The organism is uncultured Alistipes sp. (assembly GCF_963931675.1).
GTDB lineage: Bacteria > Bacteroidota > Bacteroidia > Bacteroidales > Rikenellaceae > Alistipes.
Genome location: NZ_OZ007039.1, coordinates 2,942,401 through 2,965,295 on the forward strand (window position 1 = coordinate 2,942,401; position 22,895 = coordinate 2,965,295).

General features: G+C 61.5%; 17 protein-coding genes. 5 read left to right on the top strand and 12 right to left on the bottom strand.

The features are described 5' to 3' along the window. Positions 1-11: 11 nt before the first annotated feature. The 3 genes from ABGT65_RS12615 to ABGT65_RS12625 are packed head-to-tail and all read left to right on the top strand — an operon-like array spanning position 12 to position 3,435. A complete protein-coding gene (locus ABGT65_RS12615; protein ID WP_346702647.1) occupies positions 12-1,001 on the top strand; it encodes an efflux RND transporter periplasmic adaptor subunit in 990 nt (329 codons plus the stop codon). Positions 1,002-1,004: 3 nt separating this feature from the next. After that, positions 1,005-2,183 (top strand): ABC transporter permease, encoded by a 1,179-nt coding sequence (locus tag ABGT65_RS12620; RefSeq protein WP_346702648.1) that lies wholly within the window; start codon positions 1,005-1,007, stop codon positions 2,181-2,183. A 1-nt stretch (position 2,184) separates the two neighbouring features. Beyond that, entirely contained in the window at positions 2,185-3,435 is a 1,251-nt protein-coding gene (locus tag ABGT65_RS12625; protein ID WP_346702650.1) for an ABC transporter permease, read from the top strand. A gap of 192 nt (positions 3,436-3,627) precedes the next feature. On the opposite strand, the gene ABGT65_RS12630 is transcribed toward ABGT65_RS12625, so the two are convergent. From ABGT65_RS12630 to mazG, 6 genes are all read right to left on the bottom strand, one after another. Beyond that, positions 3,628-6,603 (bottom strand): outer membrane beta-barrel protein, encoded by a 2,976-nt coding sequence (locus ABGT65_RS12630; protein WP_346702652.1) that lies wholly within the window; start codon positions 6,601-6,603, stop codon positions 3,628-3,630. A 255-nt stretch (positions 6,604-6,858) separates the two neighbouring features. Beyond that, positions 6,859-7,293, bottom strand: coding sequence for a DUF4890 domain-containing protein (locus tag ABGT65_RS12635; RefSeq protein WP_346702653.1), 435 nt, complete (start codon positions 7,291-7,293; stop codon positions 6,859-6,861). A gap of 155 nt (positions 7,294-7,448) precedes the next feature. After that, positions 7,449-8,216: a LytTR family DNA-binding domain-containing protein gene (locus ABGT65_RS12640; protein WP_346703095.1), complete on the bottom strand. Its 768-nt coding sequence runs from the start codon at positions 8,214-8,216 to the stop codon at positions 7,449-7,451. Next, positions 8,216-9,529, bottom strand: coding sequence for a histidine kinase (locus ABGT65_RS12645; protein WP_346702654.1), 1,314 nt, complete (start codon positions 9,527-9,529; stop codon positions 8,216-8,218). Before ABGT65_RS12645 ends, ABGT65_RS12640 begins: the two co-directional genes overlap by 1 nt. A gap of 208 nt (positions 9,530-9,737) precedes the next feature. Then, the gene (locus tag ABGT65_RS12650; protein ID WP_346702655.1) at positions 9,738-10,271 is read right to left on the bottom strand and encodes a gamma carbonic anhydrase family protein; all 534 of its coding nucleotides are present in this window, start codon (positions 10,269-10,271) and stop codon (positions 9,738-9,740) included. Positions 10,272-10,416: 145 nt separating this feature from the next. Beyond that, entirely contained in the window at positions 10,417-11,193 is a 777-nt protein-coding gene (mazG, locus tag ABGT65_RS12655; RefSeq protein WP_346702657.1) for a nucleoside triphosphate pyrophosphohydrolase, read from the bottom strand. A gap of 87 nt (positions 11,194-11,280) precedes the next feature. Between mazG and ABGT65_RS12660 the strand changes: the two genes are divergently transcribed. Further along, positions 11,281-13,470, top strand: a complete 2,190-nt coding sequence (locus ABGT65_RS12660) for a family 20 glycosylhydrolase (protein ID WP_346702659.1) — start codon at positions 11,281-11,283, stop codon at positions 13,468-13,470. Between the two features lie 64 nt (positions 13,471-13,534). Here the strand turns inward: ABGT65_RS12660 and dinB are convergent, their stop codons facing one another. From dinB to pheT, 4 genes are all read right to left on the bottom strand, one after another. Continuing rightward, the gene (gene dinB, locus ABGT65_RS12665) at positions 13,535-14,590 is read right to left on the bottom strand and encodes a DNA polymerase IV (protein WP_346703096.1); all 1,056 of its coding nucleotides are present in this window, start codon (positions 14,588-14,590) and stop codon (positions 13,535-13,537) included. A 128-nt stretch (positions 14,591-14,718) separates the two neighbouring features. Further along, positions 14,719-15,066 carry a DUF4186 domain-containing protein gene (locus ABGT65_RS12670; protein WP_346703097.1) on the bottom strand — a complete coding sequence of 116 codons (348 nt, stop codon included), beginning with the start codon at positions 15,064-15,066 and terminating at the stop codon, positions 14,719-14,721. 182 nt (positions 15,067-15,248) lie between these two features. Continuing rightward, entirely contained in the window at positions 15,249-15,887 is a 639-nt protein-coding gene (locus ABGT65_RS12675; protein WP_346702660.1) for a nitroreductase family protein, read from the bottom strand. A gap of 142 nt (positions 15,888-16,029) precedes the next feature. Beyond that, positions 16,030-18,495, bottom strand: coding sequence for a phenylalanine--tRNA ligase subunit beta (gene pheT / locus ABGT65_RS12680; protein ID WP_346702662.1), 2,466 nt, complete (start codon positions 18,493-18,495; stop codon positions 16,030-16,032). Positions 18,496-18,871: 376 nt separating this feature from the next. Here pheT and ABGT65_RS12685 point away from each other — a divergent pair, with 376 nt between their 5' ends. After that, complete coding sequence (locus tag ABGT65_RS12685) at positions 18,872-20,233, top strand: TrpB-like pyridoxal phosphate-dependent enzyme (RefSeq protein ID WP_346702664.1); 1,362 nt, start codon at positions 18,872-18,874, stop codon at positions 20,231-20,233. A 401-nt stretch (positions 20,234-20,634) separates the two neighbouring features. On the opposite strand, the gene ABGT65_RS12690 is transcribed toward ABGT65_RS12685, so the two are convergent. Together ABGT65_RS12690 and lysA are read right to left on the bottom strand one after the other, a co-directional pair. Then, entirely contained in the window at positions 20,635-21,537 is a 903-nt protein-coding gene (locus tag ABGT65_RS12690; RefSeq protein WP_346702666.1) for a DMT family transporter, read from the bottom strand. A gap of 80 nt (positions 21,538-21,617) precedes the next feature. Beyond that, positions 21,618-22,781 (bottom strand): diaminopimelate decarboxylase, encoded by a 1,164-nt coding sequence (gene lysA / locus ABGT65_RS12695; protein WP_346702668.1) that lies wholly within the window; start codon positions 22,779-22,781, stop codon positions 21,618-21,620. Positions 22,782-22,895 lie beyond the last annotated feature (114 nt).

The following is a 22,895-nucleotide window of genomic DNA, read 5'->3' on the forward strand; positions in this document are numbered from 1 at the left end:
GCACATACGATATGAAACGAAACAACGTAATCGGAATCGTGGCCGCCGCAGCGGTCATCATCCTCTCGGTGGTCCTGATCAGCTGGTATCTCAACAAACGCGCCCCCATGCTGATCCAGGGCACGGTGGAATGCACGACCTACAAGGCCTCATCGAAGGTGCCCGGACGTATCCTCGACATGAAGGTCGAAGAGGGACAGCGCGTCGAGAAGGGCGAGCTGCTCTACACGATCTCGACCCCCGAGCTGGATGCCAAGCTCCGGCAGGCCGAAGCCGTGAAGAGCGCCGCGTCGGCCATGGACCAGGCCGCGGTGGCCGGAGCCCGCGTGCAGCAGATCGAAGCCGCGCTGAACATGTGGCAGAAGGCGCAGGCCGGGCTGGAACTCGCCCGCAAGACCTATGAGCGCGTGCAGAACCTCTACAACGAAGGGGTCGTCCCGGCCCAGAAACTCGACGAGGCGACGGCCAACTACCAGGCCATGGAGGCTACGGCCCAGGCCGCCAAGGCGCAGTACGACATGGCTTCGGACGGCGCACGCAAGGAGGAGAAGGAGGCTGCCGCAGCCCGCGTCCGCCAGGCCGAAGGTGCCGTCAGCGAGGTCGAATCCTACATCAGCGACGCCATGGTCTACGCGCCCGTCACGGGCGAGGTCTCGACGATCATCGCCGAGCAGGGCGAGCTCGTCGGAAGCGGCTATCCCGTGGTGGCGATCCTCGACATGAGCGACATGTGGGTGACCTTCAACGTCAAGGAGACCCTGCTGCCCGGGATCTCCCTGGGAATGCACATGGTCGGCTATGTCCCGGCACTCGACGCCGACGTGGAGTTCGAGGTGACCTACATCGCCCCGCAGGCCGACTTCGCAACCTGGGCCGCAACCCGCACCCAGGGCGGTTTCGACATCCGCACCTTCGCCATCAAGGCCAAACCGGTCTCGCAGGTCGAGAACATGCGCCCCGGCATGAGCGTCCTGGTAGACTGGGAACAAATCCAACGGTAGAAAATGCCCGGTTTCCTGTACCATACCTGTGCCGTCATGCGGCGTGAGGCGACCCGCCTGGCCCGTCAGCCGATGTATCTCGTGCTGATGGTCATCCTGCCCGTGGTGTCGTTCGCGTTCTTCGCGCTCCTCTTCGGGCAGGGCGCCATCCGCAACATCCCCATCGCCGTGCTCGACCAGGACAACACCGCGCTGTCGAGAAAGGTCGTCCAGATGATCGACGAAACCCCCACGGCACTGGTCGCATACGGCATCCAGGACATGACCGAGGGCGAACGGCTCATGCGCGAAGGAAAGGTCATGGCCATCGTCCTCGTCCCGCCGTTCTTCGAGAAATCGATCCTGAGCAATTCGCAGACCCATCTCGAAAACTACGTCTCCGGCACCAACATCACCGTCAACGGACTCCTCTCGAAGGATATTCAGACCGCCGTGACGACCTTCTCGGCCGGCATCCAGCTGCAGCTGCTCATGAAGCAGGGACTCACCGAAACCCAGGCCATGGCCCAGCTGATGCCCGTGCGCTTCGACAAGCACGTCCTCTTCAACCCCCACATCAACTACGGCTACTACCTCGCCCCGAGTTTCATGCCCATGATGCTGATGATCTTCGTCGTCATGACCACCATCTTCGCCATCGGTACCGAACTCAAGAACGCAACGGCCCGGGACTGGCTCCAAACCGGAGGGGATTCGATCTGGGCGGCGCTCCTCGGCAAGGTCCTGCCCATCACCGCCGTGATGTTCCTCATCTCGCTCGTCATGCTGGTCATCAACTTCAAGGTCGTCGGGACTCCCCTGAACGGAAGCCTGGCCGTCATCCTCGCCGGGACGCTGTTCTTCATCCTGAGCTACCAGTCGATCTCGGTGCTGATCGTCGCGCTGCTGGCCAACCTGCGCCTCTCGCTCTCGATCGGCGGCGGCTACTCCGTGCTGGCCTTCACCTTCTCGGGCCTCACCTTCCCGATCATGGCCATGTGGGAACCCATGCAGTGGGTGAGCAAGATCTTCCCGTTCACCTTCTACACCGACATCTTCGTCGACCAGATGCTCCGCGGAACCCCCTGGGTCTACTCCCTGCCCGACCTCTGCTACATGTCGCTGTTCATTGTCTTACCGCTACTCTGTATGCCGCGCCTGAAACGTGTCGCTACGGAGGAAAAATTCTGGGGGAGATTGTGATATGAACCGTTTTTCCAGACAAATAGCCTCCTACTGGAGGCAGACAGGCGCCGTCATCCGCAACGAAATGCACACGGTCTTCACCGACAAGGGCGTCATGCTCGTGCTGATCTTCGCCCTGCTGATCTACGCCACGGCATACTCCCTGGCCTACGGTTCGCAGGTCCTGCACAACGTCCCGCTCGGCGTCGTCGACGAAAGCCGCACACCCGCAAGCCGCGCCCTGATCGACGCCTTCAACTCCGGGCCCAACGTCTACACGGCCTATACCCCGACATCGATGGAGGAGGCCAAGGAGCTCTTCCATGCCCGCAAAATCTACGGCGTGGTCTACATCCCGGCCAACTACGAACGATGCCTCCTCGGCGGAACGCAGGCCAATGTGGCCATCTACTGCGACGCCAGCTACTTCCTGATGTACCGGCAGGCATTCCAGGAGATCGTGACGGCCATCGGAAAAACGGGCGCCATGGTCCAGTTCCAGCGACTGATCGCCAAAGGGGCCAACATCTCCCGGGCACAGGCCACCACGCAACCCGTCATCTACGAGTCGCACAACCTCTTCAATCCCTACCTCGGGTACGGGACCTTCGTCATGCCCGCGATCATCATGGTCATCATCCAGCAGACGATGCTCATCGGCATCGGCATGGTCGGCGGCACCTGGCGCGAATTCGGGCTCTACCACAAACTTTGCCCCCCGGGCCGCCGCCGCATGTCCACACTCCCGATCGTCGCGGGGCGTGCGCTGGTCTATGCCCTGATCTACGCCGTGACCTGCGCCTATGTCCTCGGGGTACACTACCGGTTGTTCCACTTCCCGATGAACGGGGATCCCTGGACCGTCGGGCTCTTCATGACGGTCTACATGGCGGCCTGCATCGCCATGGGAATCGCCGTCTCGACGCTCTTCCGCTACCGCGAGAATTCGCTCCTGCTCCTGCTCTGGACCTCGATCCCCGTATTGATGCTCAGCGGTGTGTCGTATCCCCGCGAAGGGATTCCCGACTGGCTCTACAACCTCGGGCAGCTCCTGCCCAGCAGCCACGGCATCAACGGCTTCATCCGCATTCAGACCATGGGGGCGTCGACCGCCGAGGTCTTCGCCGAGATCAAGTGGCTCATCACCCTCACGGTCGTTTACGGCGGTTTGGCCTGCATCGGCACCCATCAGGTAATCCGTCGCGAGCTGAGGCTGATAAATGCCGCAAAAGCTTCCGGAGGAATTCCGGACAGGCAGCCGGCCAAGTAAGCCGGAGGGGGCGAGAGAGAGGGAGAGAGGGAGAGAGGGAGAGAGCGGAGGATGAGAAGGGGTGAGAGTGGAAGAGAGAGGATAGGAGAAGGAGAAGGAGGATGGCAGCAAGGCCGCCGGGCCGAAAGCCTTCCGAACCGAAACAAGAAGAGCCGGGCTGAAAACCCGGCTCTTGTCGTATCGGCTGATCGGCTAATGGAAGCGCCCCATCGGAGGAGGTCCTCCGGGCCCCGGTCGCCGACGCGGCATATCCATTCCTTCGTAATCGCGGATATTCTGCGAACCCTTCTTGCCGAAACGCCGCAGGTTGTAGGTGAACTGAACCATGAAATAACGCCCGATCACGCTGTTCGTGGCATTCTGCGTCCAACCCGAACCCGTCGTGCGGGCAAAGGCCGTATTCTGGTTGAAGATGTCGTTCACGCCGACCATGATCTCGCCCCGCTGGTTGCGGAAAACCTTCTTGCCCAGCCAGGCGTTGCACAACAGGTAATCCTCCTCGTAATCGTTCGTGAAACCGATGTACTGCGTGTAGGCGGCACTCGCCGTCAGTGTGAAGCCCAGCGGGAAGACCAGTTTCAGATTGCCCTGCGCCGTATGGTTGAAATAACGGTTCTTCACGTTCGATGTTCCCAGCGAGTTGGTGGCCTCATTGTAGGTGCCGTTCCACGAGAGCGTGAAGTCGACATTCTCCGAAATGTTGCTGCCCAATACGGCCCGGAAGTCGTAGCCCAGATTCTCCGAATCGTTCCGCTCACCGCCCGTGATGCTGCCGTCGGCATTCACCGTGCCGCCCAACATGCTCGGCGTCGTGGTATAGGTTACGCCCGCCATGACGTTGAAGTTCGACTTCAGGAACCCGATCGGAAGTCCGTAGCTCAGGTGCGTGCGCAACTGCCAGTAACCGTCGAGGTTCGTCGTCGTCGAGTAGTAGTTCGGGGTGTAGAGCTTGTCGTCGATCTGGATGTTGATCGGATTCGAGCTCGTACTCTGCACCAGATGCGTTGCCGTATAGTCCTGCGTCGTCCGCGCCGAGAACATCCACATGAAGGTCCGCCCCTTCTCGACGTTCGAATTCACATAGTGGAAATTCAACCGGTGCGAGTAGGTGGGGCGCAGGTTCGGATTTCCGTGGGTGATGTTCTGCGCATCCGAGACGTCGAAGACGCTTTGCAGTTCGGTCACCGTCGGGCTGTCCGTGTACGAAGAGACGAAGAGCCGCAGCGTATTCTCCCGGTTGATGTTCAGTTCGCCCATCATGAAGTAGGTCACGTTGTCGTAGGAGTGCGAGATCTTCTCGGCCTCACCGCGCACGACCTCGCCGTCGAGCGTCGAGCGCTGGTAATAGACGTTGGCGATGAAACGGCTGCGGTCCTTCGCATAGCGGAAGCCCGGGCCGACGCTCTGCGTCAGGTAGCCGCTCCGGTAGGAGTTCGACAACTGCGGGTCGGGAGTCAGTCCGGCGATCGAGAAGTCGTCGGCCGTCACGTAGGACTTCTTGTCGCGCTCCTGCGAATTGTACGACATGCGGTACTGGAGGCTCACCTGGGCATATTTGGCCACCGGCTCGGTGTAGGTGAAGTTTCCGCGCACGCTGTACGACGACGACGGTGCCATGTTGCGCAGGTAGCGGCGCGTCAGGTAGGCCGCGGGATCCCACGTGAAGGGAATTTCACCCTCGGCACCCGCCATCACATCGGGACGATCCTCCGAACTGGACTGGATGTTCGACCACGAATTCGAGTTGTTCGTATTGTCCGAGTAGCTGCCCGACCCGTCGATGGTGATCGTGCGGCCGTCCTTGCCCAGCTTGGCCCGGTAGACGGCACTCGCTCCGGCATTGTAACCGTGGCGCAGTCCGTCGCTGTAGTTGTCCGTATAGCTGTAACCGCTGCCGCCCGCCTCCGGGGCGCCGAACTGCCAGCCGGTGGTCGTGCTCACCGGGTCGTTCGACTGGTAGCTGAAGCGCGGACGGACCATCAGGTTCTGGTTCTCCGAGATTTTCCACTCCAGGCGGGCGTTGAAACGGTGGTTGTAGCCCTTCGTATCGGAATAGCCGCGCGTCATCAGCGTATCGGGCGCCATCGGCGATTCGTACCACTTGTCGGTCGTCGAACGGTTCCGCGTGTCGGTATTGTTGAAGAAGTAGCTGCCCTGGACCGACACCTGGTCGCGTTTGCCCCACGTATCGGTGTAGTTCACACCGAGGGCATTGACCGTAGCCACACCGCTCTGCGGACGCATCATGTACTGGCCCACGCCGCCACGGCGACCTCCGCCGCCGCCCGAGACACCCAGGATGTCCTCGAACGAGAAGTTCTGCTGGTTGACGTTGTTGAACAGCCCGATGAACGAAACACGGCTGTCGCCCGAGAAGATGTTGGCATTGCCGCCGGCCAGGTATTTGAACTTGTCTTCGGTGGCCGTCTCGGCATCGTAACCGAATCCGGCGTAGAATTTTCCGAACTGTCCCTGGCGCATTCCGGGTTTGGTGACGATATTGAGGGCCTTGTACCCCTCGCCGTCATCCATGCCCGAGAACTCCGCGGCATCGGAGAGCTTGTTGTAGACCTCCACGCGGTCGACAGCCTCGGCAGGCAGCGACTTGATCGCCGTGGTGACGTCCTCGCCGAAGAACTCCTTGCCGTCGACGAAGACCTTCTTGATCTCCTCGCCCTGGGTCTCGACCACGCCGTCCGTCACGGTAATACCCGGCATCTTCTTCAGCAGGCCCTCCACGTCGGCATCGTTCGTCACCTTGAACGCCCCGGCGTTGTAGCTCACCGTGTCGCCCTTCTGCGACGTCCGCATGGCCTTCACCTCCTTGACTACCGTTTCGATCTGTACGCCGGGCTTGAGTTTCAGCGTCCCGAGGTTCAGGCGCGGGGTCGAGAGCCGGAAGGTCGTATCGAGGTTGTTGTAGCCGATAAACGACACCGTCAGGGCATACTCCCCGTAGGCGAGCGAGGAGATCGACGCCGCGCCCTTGTAGCCCGACGCAAATCCCTGTTTATTCTCCGGAGCACTGGTCGGGGCCACGGTCAGCACCGCTCCCACGACGCTGTTCCCGGTCTCCGCATCGACGATCGTGGCCGTCACGCTGCCCTTCTGGGCAAACGCCGCCACGGCAAACAGAGACAGCAGGGTAGACAATAGCAACTGTTTCATCTTTTCTGTTTGGTAAATAGCAAGGTAACTCGGTCATTCGAAGGTCTTCGGGGCCGCGTGGCGGCACTCCGCAGGCTGCGATCCGGATACGGACCGACCCTCCCGGCGCTCCGCGCACAGGCCTTTCAGGCCCGCAAATTTACTTATTTTTAGCCGTCGTTCGACCGGAAATCCGGTGAATCGACAAAAAAAGGGTGTCAGTCGACCGGACCGACACCCCTCCGGCAGCTTCCGGCTGCGGATTTCAGCACTCCCTTATTTCTTGCGCGGGCAATCCTGCGGGCAATCCTGCGGGCAGTCACCGTGTTTCGGGCCCTTCTTGCCCTTCATGTGGTGGGGAGCCTTGCCCTGCAGGCCCGGACGCGGGCCCTGCATCTGCGACCACTGCATGAACTGCTCGGTCGTGAGGATCGACTTCATCTTGTCGGCCTCGGCCTTGCGGGCTTCACGCATCTCCTCGCGCATGGCCTGCATCCGCTTGACCTGAGCCAGATTCACCTCATAGACCTGTTTGGCCTGTTCTTCGGTGAGGTTCAGGCGCTCGGTCATGCGGTCTGTCCGGTGCTGGGCGATCTGCTCGGCCGTGGGAGGCGTCTTGGGCTGAGCCTGCGGTTTGCTCTCCTGAGCGGAAAGGGTCGTCGCGGCCATCAGGCAAAGGGCCGTTACGGCCGCAAAGATCTGCTTTTTCATAACCTTTACTTTTTGCATTGGACTTTTTTCGGTTCGGATCCGGCGTGCCGGCATCTGCGTCCGACACCCTCCGGAGTTCTGTTGCAAAGGTAGGGCCAAACTCCGGAATCGGTGTCGGCAACCGGGTCAAACGCCCGAAGCCGACGGTCAACCGACTACTCCCCGGGGTGAACCGACCGCAGCCAGGCCTTGAATTCCGGCACCCGGGCCTTCGAAATGATGATCCGCTCGGGGGTCTCGACCGTCAGGTGCAGCGACAGCCGGCTCCCGAACCAGACGACGATCTCCTTCACGGCCTGCCGGGCCACGATGAACTGACGGTTGGCACGGAAGAAGTCCGCCTCGGGCAGAAGCGACTGAAGCGCTTCGAGCGTCCGGTCCAGCGGATAGACCACGCCGTCGTAGTCGCAGGCCGTGACACGCTCGTTCGAGGTGTAGCAGTAGGCGATCCGCTCCCGCTGCAGCGGGATGATCCGGTCGCGCACGTGAACCAGGAAGACCTCCTCACGGTTGCGGTGCTCCGTGGCCAGCGTGCGGACCCGCGAACCGTAGCTGCGGCGCTCCGCGGAGGTCAGACGCCGCAGTTTGGCCAGCGCCCGTTCGACATCCGCCTCGTTGAGCGGCTTGAGCAGGTAGTCGATGCTGTTGACCTTGAAGGCATCGAGCGCATAGCGGTCGTAGGCCGTGGTAAAGATCACCGGCGCGGTGATCTCCACGGCGTCGAAGATGCGGAACGAATCGCCGTCGGCCAGGTGTATGTCCATGAAAAACAGATCCGGATGCGGATTCGCACGCAGCCACTCGATGCTCTCCGCCACGCTCTCCAGCGTCGCCACGATCTCCACTTCCGGGGCCGTCTGCCGCAGAATGGCCGCCAGATTCCGTGCAGCGGCGGTCTCGTCTTCGATAATCAGCGCTTTCATCATGCTTTCACTTCAGGGTTCTGCAGCGGCATCCGTACCCGGAAGGTCTCCCCGTCATCGAGGATCTCGATCCGGCGGCCCGTGATCAGCTGCCAGCGGTTGCCGAGGTTTTCCAGCCCGATTCCCGTCGAGGGTTCGGGCTCCAGTTTCGGGATCTTCGGGTTCGAGACCTCCAGCCAGCCGCCGTCGGTGCGGATCGAAATGTGGAACGGTTTGCTGCGCGTGATCGTGTTGTGCTTCACGGCGTTGCCGATCAGCGGCTGCAGCGACAGCGCCGGAAGCCGCCACGGCAGGTACTTCGCCTCGACGTCGATGTCGAAGAAGAGCTTGTCGGCATAACGGATCTTGAAGAGGTAGCTGTACGCCTCGACGAACTTCAACTCCTCTTCGAGGGTCATGAGCGTCGCCTGCCCGTTCTGGATGATGTAGCGGAACGTGTAGGAGAGCTGATCGATGTAGGTGAGGGCCTTCTCGTCCTGGCGCTCCCGCACGAGCATCGCCAGCGAATTGAGCGAATTGAAGAAGAAGTGGGGGTTGATCTGCCCGACGAGCATGTTGTAGCGCGTCGTGAGGTTCTCGTTCTTGAGCCGTTCGTTCTCCACCTTGACGGCCTGCCGCTGCGACAGCAGCACGTAGATCCGCCCGTAGAGCATCGACGCCACGACGGCAAACGAACACTTCAGCAGCAGCATGTAGTCGAACATCCGGCCGCTCATGCAGTTGAGCAGGATGCGCCCCGAGTGCCATTCGGTGACGGGCGCCACGCAGTAGAGTCCCGCGGCGGCCACGCAGCACCACAGACAGCGCCGCAGGTAGTGCGGCATCGAGTAGTTGCGCCGCACGGAGGTGAGGATCGAGAGCATGACGAACGACACGACCAGGTAATAGAATAGCTGCAGGAAGAGTTCCGTACTGCGCGAGGGACGGTTGTAGAGCGTACTGTAATCGAATTCGCGGCCGTTGCGCATCAACACCTTCTGCATCATCGGATGGGCGCCGGGACGCCACGGCGGGGCCAGTTCGGCCACGATCCGGTCTCCCGGGGCCAGATGCAGGCGGTTCCTCCGCTGTGCCGGGACATATACGCTGTCGCCGTTTTCGTAGACCAGGTATCCGTAGCCGTCGGGATGCACGACGAGCCGCCCTTCATCCTGCCGCACCCGGGCCCGTTTGGGCGGATTCTGCTGCTGGGAGCTCTCGTTGTTCAGGTCCACAAGCATCAGCAGCACGTAGGAGAAGTTCACCACCAGGCTGATTGCCACGGCAACCAGCAGGTTCAGCACCACATCGGCGTATTTCGATTGCAGTTTCATGGTCGTTTTTTTCGGTATTTCGGTCCGGCGCCGTCCGCGCGTTTTGCCGGAGAGCGGAGCAGCCACGGGTATCTTCGGATTCCGTCGGAGAACGGGGTTATCACGGGCTCCTGCCGGCTTTGCCGGAGAGCGGGTGGTCACAGACTCCCACGGACCTCGTCCGAGAGCGGGGCAGCCGGGTGTCGGCACCCCGGAGCGGAGACGGCAATTACGCGTCCTCCCCGTACCACGAGGCGTAGAGCATGTAGTCGTGGGCCGTGCGGCGGACAATTTCGTCGCGCTGCTCGGGGGTGATCTCCTTGACCTTGCGGGCCGGGACCCCGGCGTAGACCGAATTGGGTTCCAGCTGCGCGTTCGACAACACCAGCGCATTGGCCGCGATGATGCACCCCGAGGGGACATGGGCGTTGTCGAGCACCGTGGCACCCATGCCGATCAGACAGTTGTCCTCGATCACGGCGCCATGGATCGTGGCGTTGTGGCCCACCGAGACGTCGTTTCCGATGATCGTCTGCGAGGGGTGTTTCGCCTTGTCGTAGATGGTGTGCAGGACGGCCCCGTCCTGAATGTTCGTGCGGTCGCCGATGACGATCCGGTTCACGTCGCCGCGCAGCACGGCGTTGTACCAGATCGAGCAGTCGCGGCCGATGGTCACGTCGCCCAGAATGACGGCCGTTTCGGCCAGGAAGGTGTTTTCGCCGATCACGGGTTCGTGACCGCGGACTTTACGGATCAATGCCATATTTTTCGAGATTTTTCGGAATTCTTTGAGCGTTTTCGAGCGTTTTCGGGATTCTGGGAGAAACGCTGTTGGACGTTTTTGGGGACGTTCCAAGCGGCCGGGACCCGGATGCAAACGGATCGGGCTGCTCCGAGCGCCGTGCGGATCACTCCTTCACCTTGGCCTGTTGCCAGAGCTCCTCCATTTCGTCGAGCGTCAGATCGTGAAGCACATGCCCCTGAGCCGCAGCCTGTTCCTCCATGTAATTGAAGCGTTGCAGGAACTTGTTGTTCGTGCGGGCCAGGGCCGATTCGGGGTCCACGCCGTAGAGCCGCGCCGCATTGATCAGCGCAAAGAACAGATCGCCGAATTCGGCTTCGAGATCGGTCTTGCGGCCCGATTTCATCTCGGCTTCGACCTCGCCCAGCTCCTCCTTGACCTTCGCCCAGACATCCTCCTTCCGCTTCCAGTCGAAACCCGTTCCGGCGGCCTTTTCGCCCATGCGGTAGGCCTTGACCATCGCCGGCAGCGACCGCGGAACCCCGCCCAGCGTACCGCTCTTGCGGTTCTTCTTACGCAGCTTCAGCGCCTCCCAGTTCTCCTTCACCTCCGAGGGCGTATTGGCATGGATGTCGCCGTAGACGTGCGGATGGCGGTAGATCAGTTTGTCGCACAGGGCGTTGGCCACATCGCCGAAGTCGAAGGCTCCCTCCTCTTCGCCCAGTTTCGAATAGAATACCACGTGCAGGAGCAGGTCGCCCAACTCCTCCTTGATACCCTCTAAATTATGGTCGGTGATGGCATCGGCCAGTTCGTAGGTCTCCTCGATGGTGTTGCTGCGGAGCGACTCGAAGGTCTGCTCCCGGTCCCACGGGCACTCGCGCCGCAGGGTGTTCATCACCTCCAGCAGCCGGGCCGTAGCTTCCAGACGTTTGTCTTCCATATCCTAAATCGTATTTCCCGTTCCTGCAAAGGTAGTGTTTTCGGCGAAAAAATCGTAACTTTGTTTCCGACAAATTCGCTTCCCGACATGAAACAAGCGCTCACGACCCTTTGCCTTCTCCTCTGCGGAGGGCTCTCTCTGGCTTCGGCTCAGCCCGCCACCGGGCATCGCACGCCCCGCCCGGGACACTTCGCATTCGGACCCGGCACGACCGTCGCCGCCGATGCGGCGTTGCAGCCGCTGGCCCGTTACCTGGCCGAATACCTCGGCTGCGAGGTCCGCAACGACCGCACCGGCAACGGCGCCGTGGTGCTGACGCTCGACACCCCGGCCGGGGATGAAAACGGAGAGGCTTACCGCCTGGAAATCACGACGGAACATATCCGTATCGGAGGTGGCACTTACGGTGGGGTGTTCAACGGTGTCCAGGCGCTGCTGCGGCTTCTGCCGTCCGACGTCTACGCCCGGCAGGGGTTGGCTTCGGGAACCGAAGTGGCCTGCGCCGAGATCGAAGATGCACCGCGCTTCGCCTATCGGGGCATGATGCTCGACGTGGCGAGAACCTGGATCGGCCCATCGGAAGTAAAACGTTATATAGACCTGCTGGCATATCACAATATCAACAAGTTGCATCTGCACCTGTCGGACGACGAGGGGTGGCGGATCGAGATCCGTTCGCACCCCGAACTGGCCGAGGTGGGCGGATTCCGCGGCGGCGATTCGCCCGTGAGGGCCGTATACGGCAAGTGGTCGGAGAAGTACGGCGGTTACTTCACGCAGGAGGAGATGCGCGAGCTGATCCGTTACGCCGCCGTGCGCAACATCGAGATCATCCCCGAAATCGACCTCCCGGGCCACAGCCGCAACATCGCTTCGGTCCATCCCGAAATCCGCTGCAACTACCCGCCCGACACCCTCTCGACCAACGGCTACGACTACCGCTCGGCGTGGTGCGTGGCCCGCGAGGAGAACTACCGGCTGCTGGAGGATATTTTGGGGGAGATTTGTGAACTCTTCCCCTCGGAGTACATCCATGTGGGCGGCGACGAGGTCGACATGTCGCAGTGGAAACGCTGCCCGGACTGTCAGGCCCTGATGTGGCAGCGCGGCATGACCGACCCCCACCAGTTGGAAGACCTCTTCATGGAGCGCATGGCCGCCATCCTCGCCCGTCACGGAAAGCGCCCTGCCGTCTGGAACGAGGCCATACGCACGGGCCAGTTCACCCGCGAGAGCCGCGTCCACGGCTGGGAGAGCGTCAAGGCCTGCCTCGATGCCACGTCCAAGGGCTACCGCACCGTCGTCATGCCCGGCGAATACTTCTATTTCGACATGCGCCAGACACCCCGCGAGGAGGGGCACGACTGGGCCGCCATCTTCGATGCCCGCAAGGTCTACGGCTTCGACCTCGCACGCGCCGGTTTCTCCGCCGCACAGATGCGTTTCGTGGAGGGGCTGCAGGCCACGTTCTTCAGCGAGGCCTACGTTTCGCATGAACCAGAAAAGCCCGACTACCTCGACTACATGACCTTCCCGCGCATCTGCGCCCTGGCACGCATCGCCTGGAGCGGCAACGACGAAGGGTGGGATGCCTACTACCGGGAGTTGAAGGAGGAGCATTACCCGCGGATGGTCGCCATGGGCATTCATTTCCGGCTCTTCCCGCCGAAGGTCGCCTACGCGGCTCCGAAGGCGGCGGGCGGAAGCGGCCTGTTCACCGTTACGGCCGACGATGGAGCCGAGATCTTCTACCTCGTGGACGGCTCCGACACCGAGCACCGTTACACGGCTCCCGTCCGGACCGACAAACCCTGGACCTACCGGTTCTACACCCGTTATGGCACGGCCCGGAGCCCCTATGTGGCGGATGATTCGCGTTGGCGGACGATCCGCCCGGCGGTGGTGATCGAGACCTCGATGGGCGAGAGCGCACAGTTCCCCTGCACCAATGCCGCCGCCTACCGCGGATTGTCGCGCACCCGGCGCGCCTGCCGCCAGCAGGACTGGATCCTCTACACGTTCGAACAGCCCGTGGTCTGCCGCGAAATGTTCCTCCAGACCGGAAACCGGCAGCTGCCCAAGACCATCATCACGACCGGCTATGCCGAAGTCTCCTACGACGGCGAGCAGTTCGAGCGTGTGGCTGATTTGGAAAAGGGGAGTGCGACGCTCCGTCCCGACCGTCCCGTGAAGGCCGTGCGGATCGTCTCGACCTGCGACGACAACGGCACTCCCTACGTGACCATTCAGCCCCCGCAGGTGCTGCCGAGGTTATAAGCGGCAGGAGCGGCGGACAAACAGGGCAGAACAGGCTGAACCTTCTGCGGAGCTGTCGGCAGCGTCAGAAGTCGAAGCGCAGCTGGATGCAATCGTTGCAGGCTTCGGGCGTATTGCCCACCGTGAGGCCGATCAGCCGCACCTTGCGCCCGTGGAGGTTCACCCCGGCAAGCAGCTCCTCCGAGATGCGCGACAGCTGCTCATCGCTCTCGATGGCCCCAAGCAGCGTCTTCGAGCGCGTGATCTGCCGGAAATTGTCGTATTTGAGTTTCAGAACCACCGTCTTGCCGCGGAATTCGTGGCGCTGGATCCGTGCCCAGACCTCTTCGCGCACGCCGTCCAGCTCCTGCTGCAAGCGGACCCGGTCGTCCAGGTCCTCCGCGAAGGTCGTCTCGGCGCCCAGCGATTTCCGGACCCGGTTCGGCGTCACGGCCCGTTCGTCGATCCCCCGCGCATAACCGTAGTAGGCGTGGCCCGCCTTCCCGAACTGGTGCACAAGCGCCGACTCCTCCCATTGCCGCAGGTCCGCACCCGTGCGGATTCCCAGGCGGTGCATCCGCTCGGCCGTCACCGCTCCGATGCCGAAGAAGCGTTCGACGGGAAGCGCCGCCACAAAGGCTTCGATCTCGTCGGGGGCGATCGTGAACAGCCCGTCGGGTTTGCGGTAGTCCGAAGCGATCTTCGCCAGCATCTTGTTCACCGAGACCCCTGCCGAAGCCGTCAGGTGCGTTTCGGCGAGGATCCGCGCTTTGATCTCCCGCGCCACGAGCGTCGCGGACCGGACATGGCTCACATCCAGGAAGGCTTCGTCCAGCGACAGGGGTTCGACCAGCTCGGTATATTCGTGGAAAATCGCACGGATCTGCTGCGAGACCGCCTTGTAGACCTCGAAGCGCGCCGGAACGAAGATCAGATCGGGGCACAGACGCCGGGCCAGGGTCGAGGAGAGCGCCGAATGCACGCCGTAGGGGCGTGCCTCGTAGCTTGCCGTGGAGACCACGCCCCGGGGCCCGTCGTGCCCCACGGCAATCGGACGTCCCCGCAGGGCCGGGTTGTCGCGCTGCTCCACCGCGGCGAAAAAGGCATCCATGTCGATATGTATGATCTTGCGCGGCGGCATCGTGCGCAGGTGGGATAAAAATTCGGTCGGAAGGTTCGGAGCGGTGTGTATTCGTATTCCGGGAGATGCCGGAGCACTCCCGGAGAGTGGCAGGGTGCAGAGGCGGGCGGAGTGAATTTCCGCCACAACTATCGGGCCATCTGGCGTTCGATCCACGCCATCAGGACGTCGACGACATACGCCTCCTCCTCCGCTGTCAGGGGGCGCCCCGCCGGAATACCGTGCCACTTGCCCAGGCAGCCCCGGCAGCAGCACCCCGTGGCGTGCTGCGCCACGAAGACCGGATGGCCCCGCATCGGGGTCTGGCGTCCGTCGTTCAGCGGAAAGGCCGCGGCCAGGCGCGTATGCACGAAATCCGCAGCATGGCGCCGGATCGTCGCAAGGCCCTTCTCCGTCACATACGCCCGCTCCGCCCTCCGCAGCCGGAAGCGGCTCCGGAACTCCGAACGGGCAAGTCGCGCAAACAACGCATCCAGATCCCCAGCCGCCGGGGCGGCAGCCGGAGTTCCGGTCTGCTGCGAGGCGGAGGCGACGCCCTCCGCCTTCGAAGCAGACTCCGGAGCGTGAAAACGCTCCGGAGCCGCTTCCGTCGGGAAGAGTTCGGGGTCCGGCGAAGGGCCCGGCCGTTTCGGTCGGGTATGTCGCCTCGAAGCGGGCATTACTCGACGAAGCGGACCTTCGATTCGTCACGCGGCTTGGCATCCGGAGCCTCGTCCGGATAGCCCACACCGATGGCGTAAAGCAGTTTGTAGCCCTCGGAGAGTCCCAACTTTTCGAGATAGGGCGCCGCTTCGGCCGCATCCGTCATGAAGCGCGTCGGGCCGCCCAGGCAGCAGGTCCCCAGTCCCAGCGACTGCGCCGCCAGAACCATGTTTTCACCCAGCAGTCCACAATCCAGCTGTCCGCTGCCGTCCGAAGGTGACGCGATGAAGATCACCGCCGGGGCGTTGCGGAACATGTTTTTGAAATTCGGGTCTTCGGCGGCCTTTGGATTGGCCTTCGTGTAGAGCGCCGTCAAGCCGTCGATGTAGGCCGCGTCGTCCACTACGCGCACCTCCCACGGCTGCTTGTTCATACCGCTCGGGGCATTGATGCCGCACTTCACGATCAGTTCGAGTTTTTCGCGTTCGACGGGTTGTGCCGTGTACTTGCGGATGCTCCGCCGCGCCAGGATCGTCTCAATCACGGCATTCTCCGCGGTCGGCGTCGTCTCCGTTGTCCGCGAACCGCCCTGCGGGGCACAACCGCTCAAGGTCAGCAGCCCGGCGCATAACCAGGTCAGATTTCGTGTTTTCATCGTTCTTTGCTATTTGGATCGCATAAATTTACGCATAAAATATGGTTTATGCCGCCTGATCGTCCTGTTTTTTCGCACATCCGAACAAAAAAAGCCGCCCGCAAGCGGGCGACCCTTCTTCGTATCGGCATATTCGGCCCCGTCAGGCACGGACCGTGGCGCCGCAGCGTTGCTCGAACTGCCGCGTGAGGTTCGACATCACCCGCTCGATGGTCTTGTCGTCGAGCGTGCGGCTCTTGTCCTCCAGCACGAAACTCAGGGCGTAGGACTTCTTCCCCTCGGGGAGCTTGTCGCCCTCGTAGACGTCGAACAGCGAAACGCGCTTCAGGAGTTTCCGCTCCGCGGCAAAAGCCGCCTCACGCAACTGCGCAAAGGTCGTCTGCCGGTCCACCAGCAACGCCAGGTCGCGCTTGACCTCCGGGTATTTCGACAACTCCTCGGCCGTGATCTTCAGTTTCTTGGTCGATTTGCAGAGCGCCTCGAAGTTCATCTCCAGGTAGTAGACCTCCTGCTTGACATCCGTGCGGCGGCGGATCTTCGGCGACACCGTGCCGATCTGCAGCAGCGGCTTGCCGTTCAGCTCCACCGAAAGCCCCTCACCGAACAGGTCGCTCTGCAGCGGCTCCGTCTTCAGTGCGTAGATGTCCAGCCCGAAGCGGCGCAGCAGCTTCTCGGCCACGGCCCGCAGCGTGAAGAACGAGGCCTTTTCGGGTTTCGTGTTCCACGACTGGGGTTCGGTCGTACCCGTCACGGCCATAGCCAGCCGGTACTCCTCGGAGTAGGCTGCCAGGTGGTTCTCATCCGTGCGTTTCGCGGCGTCGTAGAAGTAGCAGTTGCCGAATTCGTAGAGCATCAGGTCGCCGTTCTTGTGGTTGATGTTCAGCGCAACGGCCTCCATCATGTTGAACAGCAGCGTCTGGCGCAGGACATTCAGGTCGGCGCTCAGCGGGTTCAGGATCCGCACACAGCGATCTGCCGGGTACGCCGTCAGGTCATCGTAGTAGGAGGCTTTCGTCAGCGAATTGGACATGATCTCCGTAAAACCGTTGTCGGTCAGATAGTCGGCCGCCAGGTTCATCAGCTTCGCACGGTCCGGACGCGGCGCGTAGGAGAGCGTCGAGCGGACCCGTGCGGGAATCTCCACGTTGTTGTAGCCGTAGATGCGCAGGATCTCCTCCACCAGGTCGGCTTCACGCTGCACGTCCACGCGGTAGGGCGGTACGGCCACCGTCAGCACGTCGCCCTGCTCCGAGAGAACCTTCACCTCCAGGGCCGCGAGGATCGTGCGGATCGTCTCCTCGGGGATCTCCTTGCCGATCAACATCCGGGCCCGCGAAATCGAAAAGTCGAAGACGAAATCCGAAGCCGGCTGCGGGCAGTTGTCCTGGAGGTCGCTCGAAATCGTACCCCCGGCCAGCTCCTTCATCAGCAGTGCGGCCCGTTTTGCGGCGTAGAGCTGCAGGTTCGGGTCCACGCCCCGCTCGAAGCGGAACGACGAGTCGGTGTTCAGTCCGAAACGCTTGGCCGTCTTGCGCACCCAAACCGGGTTGAAGTAGGCGCTCTCGATGAAGACGTTGGTCGTCGTGTCGCTGATGCCCGAATCCAGGCCCCCGAAGACGCCCGCCAGACACATCGGGCGTTCGGCCGAGCAGATCATCAGGTCACGGTCCGTCAGTTTGCGTTCCACGCCGTCCAGCGTCACGAACGGAGTGCCCTCGGCACAGGTCCGGACCACCACCTCGCGCCCCTCGATCTTGTCGGCATCGAAGGCGTGTAGCGGCTGGCCCAGTTCGAACAGCACGAAGTTCGTGATGTCCACCAGGTTGTTTTTCGGGTTGATGCCCGCGGCGCGCAGGCAGTTCTGCATCCATTCGGGCGAAGGGCCGATCTTGCAGCCCGTGACCGTCACGCCCGTATAGCGGGGGCACGCCTCCGTATTCTCGACCCGGATCTTCACCTCCAGGTCGTGATTGTCCACGGCGAAGGCCGAAACGTCCGGCCACTGCACCTCGACAGCCTCGCCGCGGCTCCGCAGCCACGCCGCCAGGTCGCGCGCCACGCCGATATGCGAGGCGGCATCCACCCGGTTCGGGGTCAGGCCGATTTCGATCAGGTAGTCGTCCTCGATGTGCAGGTACTCCCTGGCGCTCATCCCCACGGGTGCATCCGCCGGAAGCTCCACGATGCCGTCGTGCGACGTCCCGATACCGAGCTCGTCCTCGGCACAGAGCATCCCCAGCGACTCCACACCGCGGATCTTCGAACGCTTGATCTTGAACTCCTCGTCGCCGCCGTTGGGGTAGAGCACCGCACCCACCGTGGCGCACAGCACCTTCAGTCCGGCCCGGCAGTTCGGGGCTCCGCAGACGATCCCGAGCGGTTCGCCCGCTCCGACATCCACCTTCGTGACGTGCAGGTGGTCCGAATCCGGATGGTCCTCACACGTCAGCACCTCGCCGACCACGACCCCCGCAAGGCCGCCCTTCACCGTTTCGATCTTCTCGAAACCCTCGACCTCCAGGCCGATGTCCGTAAGCACCTCGGCAATCTTCTCGGCCGAAAGGTCCGTCGCCAGGTAGCGTTTGAGCCAGTTGTAGGAAATATTCATATCGTCGAATTTTGATTTTGCAGATTATCACGCAAAAATAGTAATTTTTCCCGAAACTGCACCCGTTTTGCGGCGCGATTTCATCCCCGGATTTTCCTTTATATTTAGGTATCGAAAATAATTCGTAAAAAATTTGCTTTTCACGATTCCGCGTTTTATATTTGCAGAAACCGAACCGAGAAATGGTACGCAATTTCAACATACAGAACTGGTGGTGGTGGCACTCCTCGACGCTCGTGAACAATGAGTGCGCCCCGTCGCATGTATGGTGAAATCACCGAAGATACACAGGAGCCCGTTGTTTACGAAACGTAAGCAACGGGTTTTTTCTTGCACGAATGCTCAAAATACCGAATAACCCAAATTTTCAGACACCATGAACACGAAAAAATTCTGCCTCGCCGAGAACCAGATGCCCACCCAATGGTACAACATCGTGGCCGACATGCCCACGAAACCCCTCCCGCCGCTCCATCCCGCGACCAAAAAACCCGTCACCAAGGAGCAGATGTCGGCGATCTTCGCCGAAGAGCTCATCGACCAGGAGATGTCCACCCAGCGTTTCATCGACATCCCCGAAGAGGTGCAGGAGATCTACAAGATTTGGAGACCGACCCCGCTGGTGCGTGCCACGGGACTCGAAAAGGCCCTCGACACCCCGGCGAAGATCTATTTCAAGAACGAAAGCGTCTCGCCCGCAGGGTCGCACAAACCCAATACCGCCGTGCCGCAGGCCTACTACAACTACAAGCAGGGGATCAAGCACCTGACCACCGAAACCGGTGCCGGGCAGTGGGGCGCCTCGATCGCCTTCGCCTCGAAGCACTTCGGAATCGACCTCCAGGTCTTCATGGTCCGCGTCAGCTACGACCAGAAACCCTATCGCCGCCTGATGATGAACACCTGGGGCGCCGAATGCGTGGCCTCGCCCTCGCCGCTCACCGAATCGGGCCGCGCCGTCCTCGAACGCGACCCTCATTGCTCGGGAAGCCTCGGGCTCGCCATTTCGGAGGCCGTCGAGATGGCGCTCCGCCGCCCCGAAGATACGCGTTACTGTCTGGGCAGCGTCCTGAACCACGTGCTGCTCCACCAGACCGTCATCGGGCAGGAGGCCGTCACGCAGATGGAGATGGCCGATGCCGAACCCGACGTCGTTATCGGCTGCTTCGGCGGCGGCAGCAACTTCGCCGGTATCGGATTCCCGTTCCTGCGCAAGAATTTCGTCGAGGGCAAGAAGATCCGCGTCGTGGCCGTCGAGCCGTCGAGCTGTCCGAAACTCACCCGCGGGCAGTTCCAGTACGACTTCGGGGATGTCGCCGGATACACGCCGCTGATCCCGATGTACACCCTCGGGCACGAATTCCAGCCCTCGGATATTCACGCCGGAGGCCTCCGTTACCACGGGGCCGGGTCGATCGTCAGCCAACTGCTCAAGGACGGCCTGATCGAGGCACAGTCCGTGCCGCAGGTCGAGACCCTCGCCGCCGGAGTGCTCTTCGCCCAAACCGAAGGGATCATCCCCGCTCCGGAGTCGACCCACGCCATCGCCGCAGCAATCCGTGAGGCACAGAAAGCCAAGGAGGAGGGGACGCCGAAGACCATCCTCTTCAACCTCTCCGGAACGGGTGTCATCGACCTCTACGCCTACGAGCAGTATCTGGCCGGTGCCCTGAAGGATTACGCACCGACTGACGATGAAATTGCCAAGACGGTCAACCGGTTGGAGAAGCTGATTTAAAGTATCGGTTGAAGCAACGAAAAGGAGCGGACCGCCTGTGCGGTCCGCTCCTTTTTCATAAAATTTAGAACCGGTTTCTCGTCATTCCCCGCTTGACGGGGAATCCAGTAGAGCCTTGCTATTAAAAGGTACAAAATTCACAACCGGAACGGTTGCAGATTTTTGTACCTTTTGATGGCAAAAGGTACCCAAAACCAGCCGCAAGTTGCTTTTCGCGGGAATCTTCGGAACACCTCGCTGAACGGGCGCAGTAAGATCAAGCCTTTACAGCCTCCCGTTCCGGGCGCTCGGTTTTCCGAAGATTCTTTTTCCGCTCCAAGCAAAGTGCGGCGGACACCAGACGACGCGGATTCAGCCATCTGAAACCCATCGAAGGTCCCTTCGCCCATGAAACGGGCTTCTTAAGCCCGCGAGCCCAGCCACAGGAAGACCATACCCACCAGAATGAAAGCCAGGTCGACGGCTTTCGAGCGCAGGTTCCGTTCGTGGAACAACGCCGCACCGCACAGGAACGACACCACGACCGATCCCCGCCGGATCATCGAAACCACCGAGATCATCGCATCCGGTTCCTGCAGAGCATAGAGATAGGCAAAGTCCGCCAGCGTCAGGAAAATGGAGATCAACGGAATGGCCCAGCTCCACCGGAACGGCGTCGTATGGCCCCGCCGCGGCCACCACAGTACGGCCACCACCACCGTCATCATCAGAAACTGGTAGAGATTATACCAGCTCTGCACGAAAACCGGGTCGAGGCGCGTCATGATGTATTTGTCGTAGAGCCCGCTCACGGCACCCGTAAGGGCCGAAAGGGCCACGAACAGAATCCAGAGGTTGTGCGTGAAGTCGACCCCCTCGCGACGCGAAGACCGGCTCAGCAGGAACAGCGACACCAAAGCCAGCGCCACACCGATCCACTGGCAGACATTGAGCCGCTCGCCGAAAATCAAAAAGGCGCCGACAAGCACCATGACGGGCCGCGTGGCGTTGATCGGTCCCACGATCGTGATCGGCAGGTGCTTCATGCCGAAGTAGCCGAAGATCCACGACGTGAGGACGATCACCGACTTGAGGATCACCAGCCCGTGGGCCGTGGCCGTGCCGGGCGTCGTGGCCAGCACCGTGTCGTCGAACCATCCCAGGCCGAACTCCGCGGAGAGGATCGCCGGGACGAAAAACAGCGTCGAGAAGAGCGTATTGAGCAGCAAAACCGGAAGCACGGCGTTTCCGGTCAGGGCCTTCTTCTTCGCGACGTCATACAGACCGAGCAGCGCGGCCGAGGTAAAGGCAAGGGTCAACCACATGGCTCAAAAATTTTCGTTCGCAAGGTAAAAACAAAAGGAAGGCGGCCCGGTGGCCGCCTTCGTCGGAACAGGGTGGTCGCCTATCGGATCTCGTCGCTGTAGACCGCACCCGGAAGGTCGTGCAGGTTATAGCGCGAGGCCATCGACATGCCGTAGGCCCCGGCTGACTTGATCGTCAGCAGGTCGCCCCGCTGCGTCGTGCGCAGCGTCACGTTCTCGTCGAAAACGTCCGTCGATTCGCAGGCCGTGCCCACGACCGTATATTTCGTCCGCGGGGCGTCGTCCGCCGCCGTGATGTTCTCGATGTTGTGGTACGAACCGTACAGCGCCGGGCGGATCAGTTCGGTCATCGAGGCGTCGACGATCAGCAGCCGCCGGCCCGTGGCCGTCGTCTTGTTGAACAGCACCGTCGTGATCAGCTCCCCGCACTCGGCGACGATCGAACGCCCGAACTCGAAATGCACCTCCCGGTCGCCGACGCGAAGGTGGTTGTGTACGATCGAGAACAACGACGCGAAGTTCGGAATCGGCTCGTTCTCCGGAACGTCGTAGTTCACGCCCAGACCGCCGCCCACGTCGACGAACCGCAGCTCGAACCCGAGTTTTTCCAGATTCTCGACAATGACGTTCACCTTGTTGCACATGTTCTCGAAGACGTGCAGCTCGCGGATCTGCGAACCGATGTGCAGGTGCAGTCCGATGATACGGATGTGCGGCAGCGTGCGGAGCTCCTCGGCGTGTTCGAGCACCTCTTCATAGGAGATGCCGAACTTGCTGTCCGCCTGGCCCGTATCGATGCAGTGGTTCGTCTTCGGGTCGATGTCCGGGTTGATACGAAGCGCCACCTCCGTCACTTTCCCCGCCTCGGCCGAGAAGCGGTCGATGAGTTCCATCTCCTGGATCGACTCGCAGTTGATCGCCAGGATCCCCTGCTCGATGGCGTAGCGAAGCTCCTTGTCGCGTTTGCCGACGCCCGCATAGACGATGCCCTTTGGGTCGAAACCCGCCTCGACCGCCTTCCGGAGTTCGTTCCCGCTCGCGCAGTCGATTCCCAGGCCGTATTCCCGGATAATTCCCAGCAAATGGTCGTCGTAGTTAGCCTTGATGGCGTAATGCACCTTGTAGCCGTACTTGTTCGACTCCGACACGACGCTCTCCAGCGTCTGGCGCAGCAATGCCGTATCATAAAGGTAGAACGGGGTCTCGTAGCCCCGGAGTTTCGATGCAATCTGTCTGCTCAACATACTGACCTGAACTTTTCCTGTGGTTATGGCCGCAAATGTAAATATTTTTAATTATTCTTACAAATCCTTTTGGCCTCTCCACTCCTTTCCAATTCAAAATATTTAGTATCTTTG

What these genes read in the sequence shown, in the direction of transcription:
- ABGT65_RS12615 (WP_346702647.1), top strand. Translation starts at nt 12, where the DNA reads ATGAAACGAAACAACGTAATCGGAATCGTGGCCGCCGCAGCGGTCATC.
- ABGT65_RS12620 (WP_346702648.1), top strand. Translation starts at nt 1,005, where the DNA reads ATGCCCGGTTTCCTGTACCATACCTGTGCCGTCATGCGGCGTGAGGCG.
- ABGT65_RS12625 (WP_346702650.1), top strand. Translation starts at nt 2,185, where the DNA reads ATGAACCGTTTTTCCAGACAAATAGCCTCCTACTGGAGGCAGACAGGC.
- ABGT65_RS12630 (WP_346702652.1), bottom strand. Translation starts at nt 6,603, where the DNA reads ATGAAACAGTTGCTATTGTCTACCCTGCTGTCTCTGTTTGCCGTGGCG.
- ABGT65_RS12635 (WP_346702653.1), bottom strand. Translation starts at nt 7,293, where the DNA reads ATGAAAAAGCAGATCTTTGCGGCCGTAACGGCCCTTTGCCTGATGGCC.
- ABGT65_RS12640 (WP_346703095.1), bottom strand. Translation starts at nt 8,216, where the DNA reads ATGAAAGCGCTGATTATCGAAGACGAGACCGCCGCTGCACGGAATCTG.
- ABGT65_RS12645 (WP_346702654.1), bottom strand. Translation starts at nt 9,529, where the DNA reads ATGAAACTGCAATCGAAATACGCCGATGTGGTGCTGAACCTGCTGGTT.
- ABGT65_RS12650 (WP_346702655.1), bottom strand. Translation starts at nt 10,271, where the DNA reads ATGGCATTGATCCGTAAAGTCCGCGGTCACGAACCCGTGATCGGCGAA.
- mazG (WP_346702657.1), bottom strand. Translation starts at nt 11,193, where the DNA reads ATGGAAGACAAACGTCTGGAAGCTACGGCCCGGCTGCTGGAGGTGATG.
- ABGT65_RS12660 (WP_346702659.1), top strand. Translation starts at nt 11,281, where the DNA reads ATGAAACAAGCGCTCACGACCCTTTGCCTTCTCCTCTGCGGAGGGCTC.
- dinB (WP_346703096.1), bottom strand. Translation starts at nt 14,590, where the DNA reads ATGCCGCCGCGCAAGATCATACATATCGACATGGATGCCTTTTTCGCC.
- ABGT65_RS12675 (WP_346702660.1), bottom strand. Translation starts at nt 15,887, where the DNA reads ATGAAAACACGAAATCTGACCTGGTTATGCGCCGGGCTGCTGACCTTG.
- pheT (WP_346702662.1), bottom strand. Translation starts at nt 18,495, where the DNA reads ATGAATATTTCCTACAACTGGCTCAAACGCTACCTGGCGACGGACCTT.
- ABGT65_RS12685 (WP_346702664.1), top strand. Translation starts at nt 18,872, where the DNA reads ATGAACACGAAAAAATTCTGCCTCGCCGAGAACCAGATGCCCACCCAA.
- ABGT65_RS12690 (WP_346702666.1), bottom strand. Translation starts at nt 21,537, where the DNA reads ATGTGGTTGACCCTTGCCTTTACCTCGGCCGCGCTGCTCGGTCTGTAT.
- lysA (WP_346702668.1), bottom strand. Translation starts at nt 22,781, where the DNA reads ATGTTGAGCAGACAGATTGCATCGAAACTCCGGGGCTACGAGACCCCG.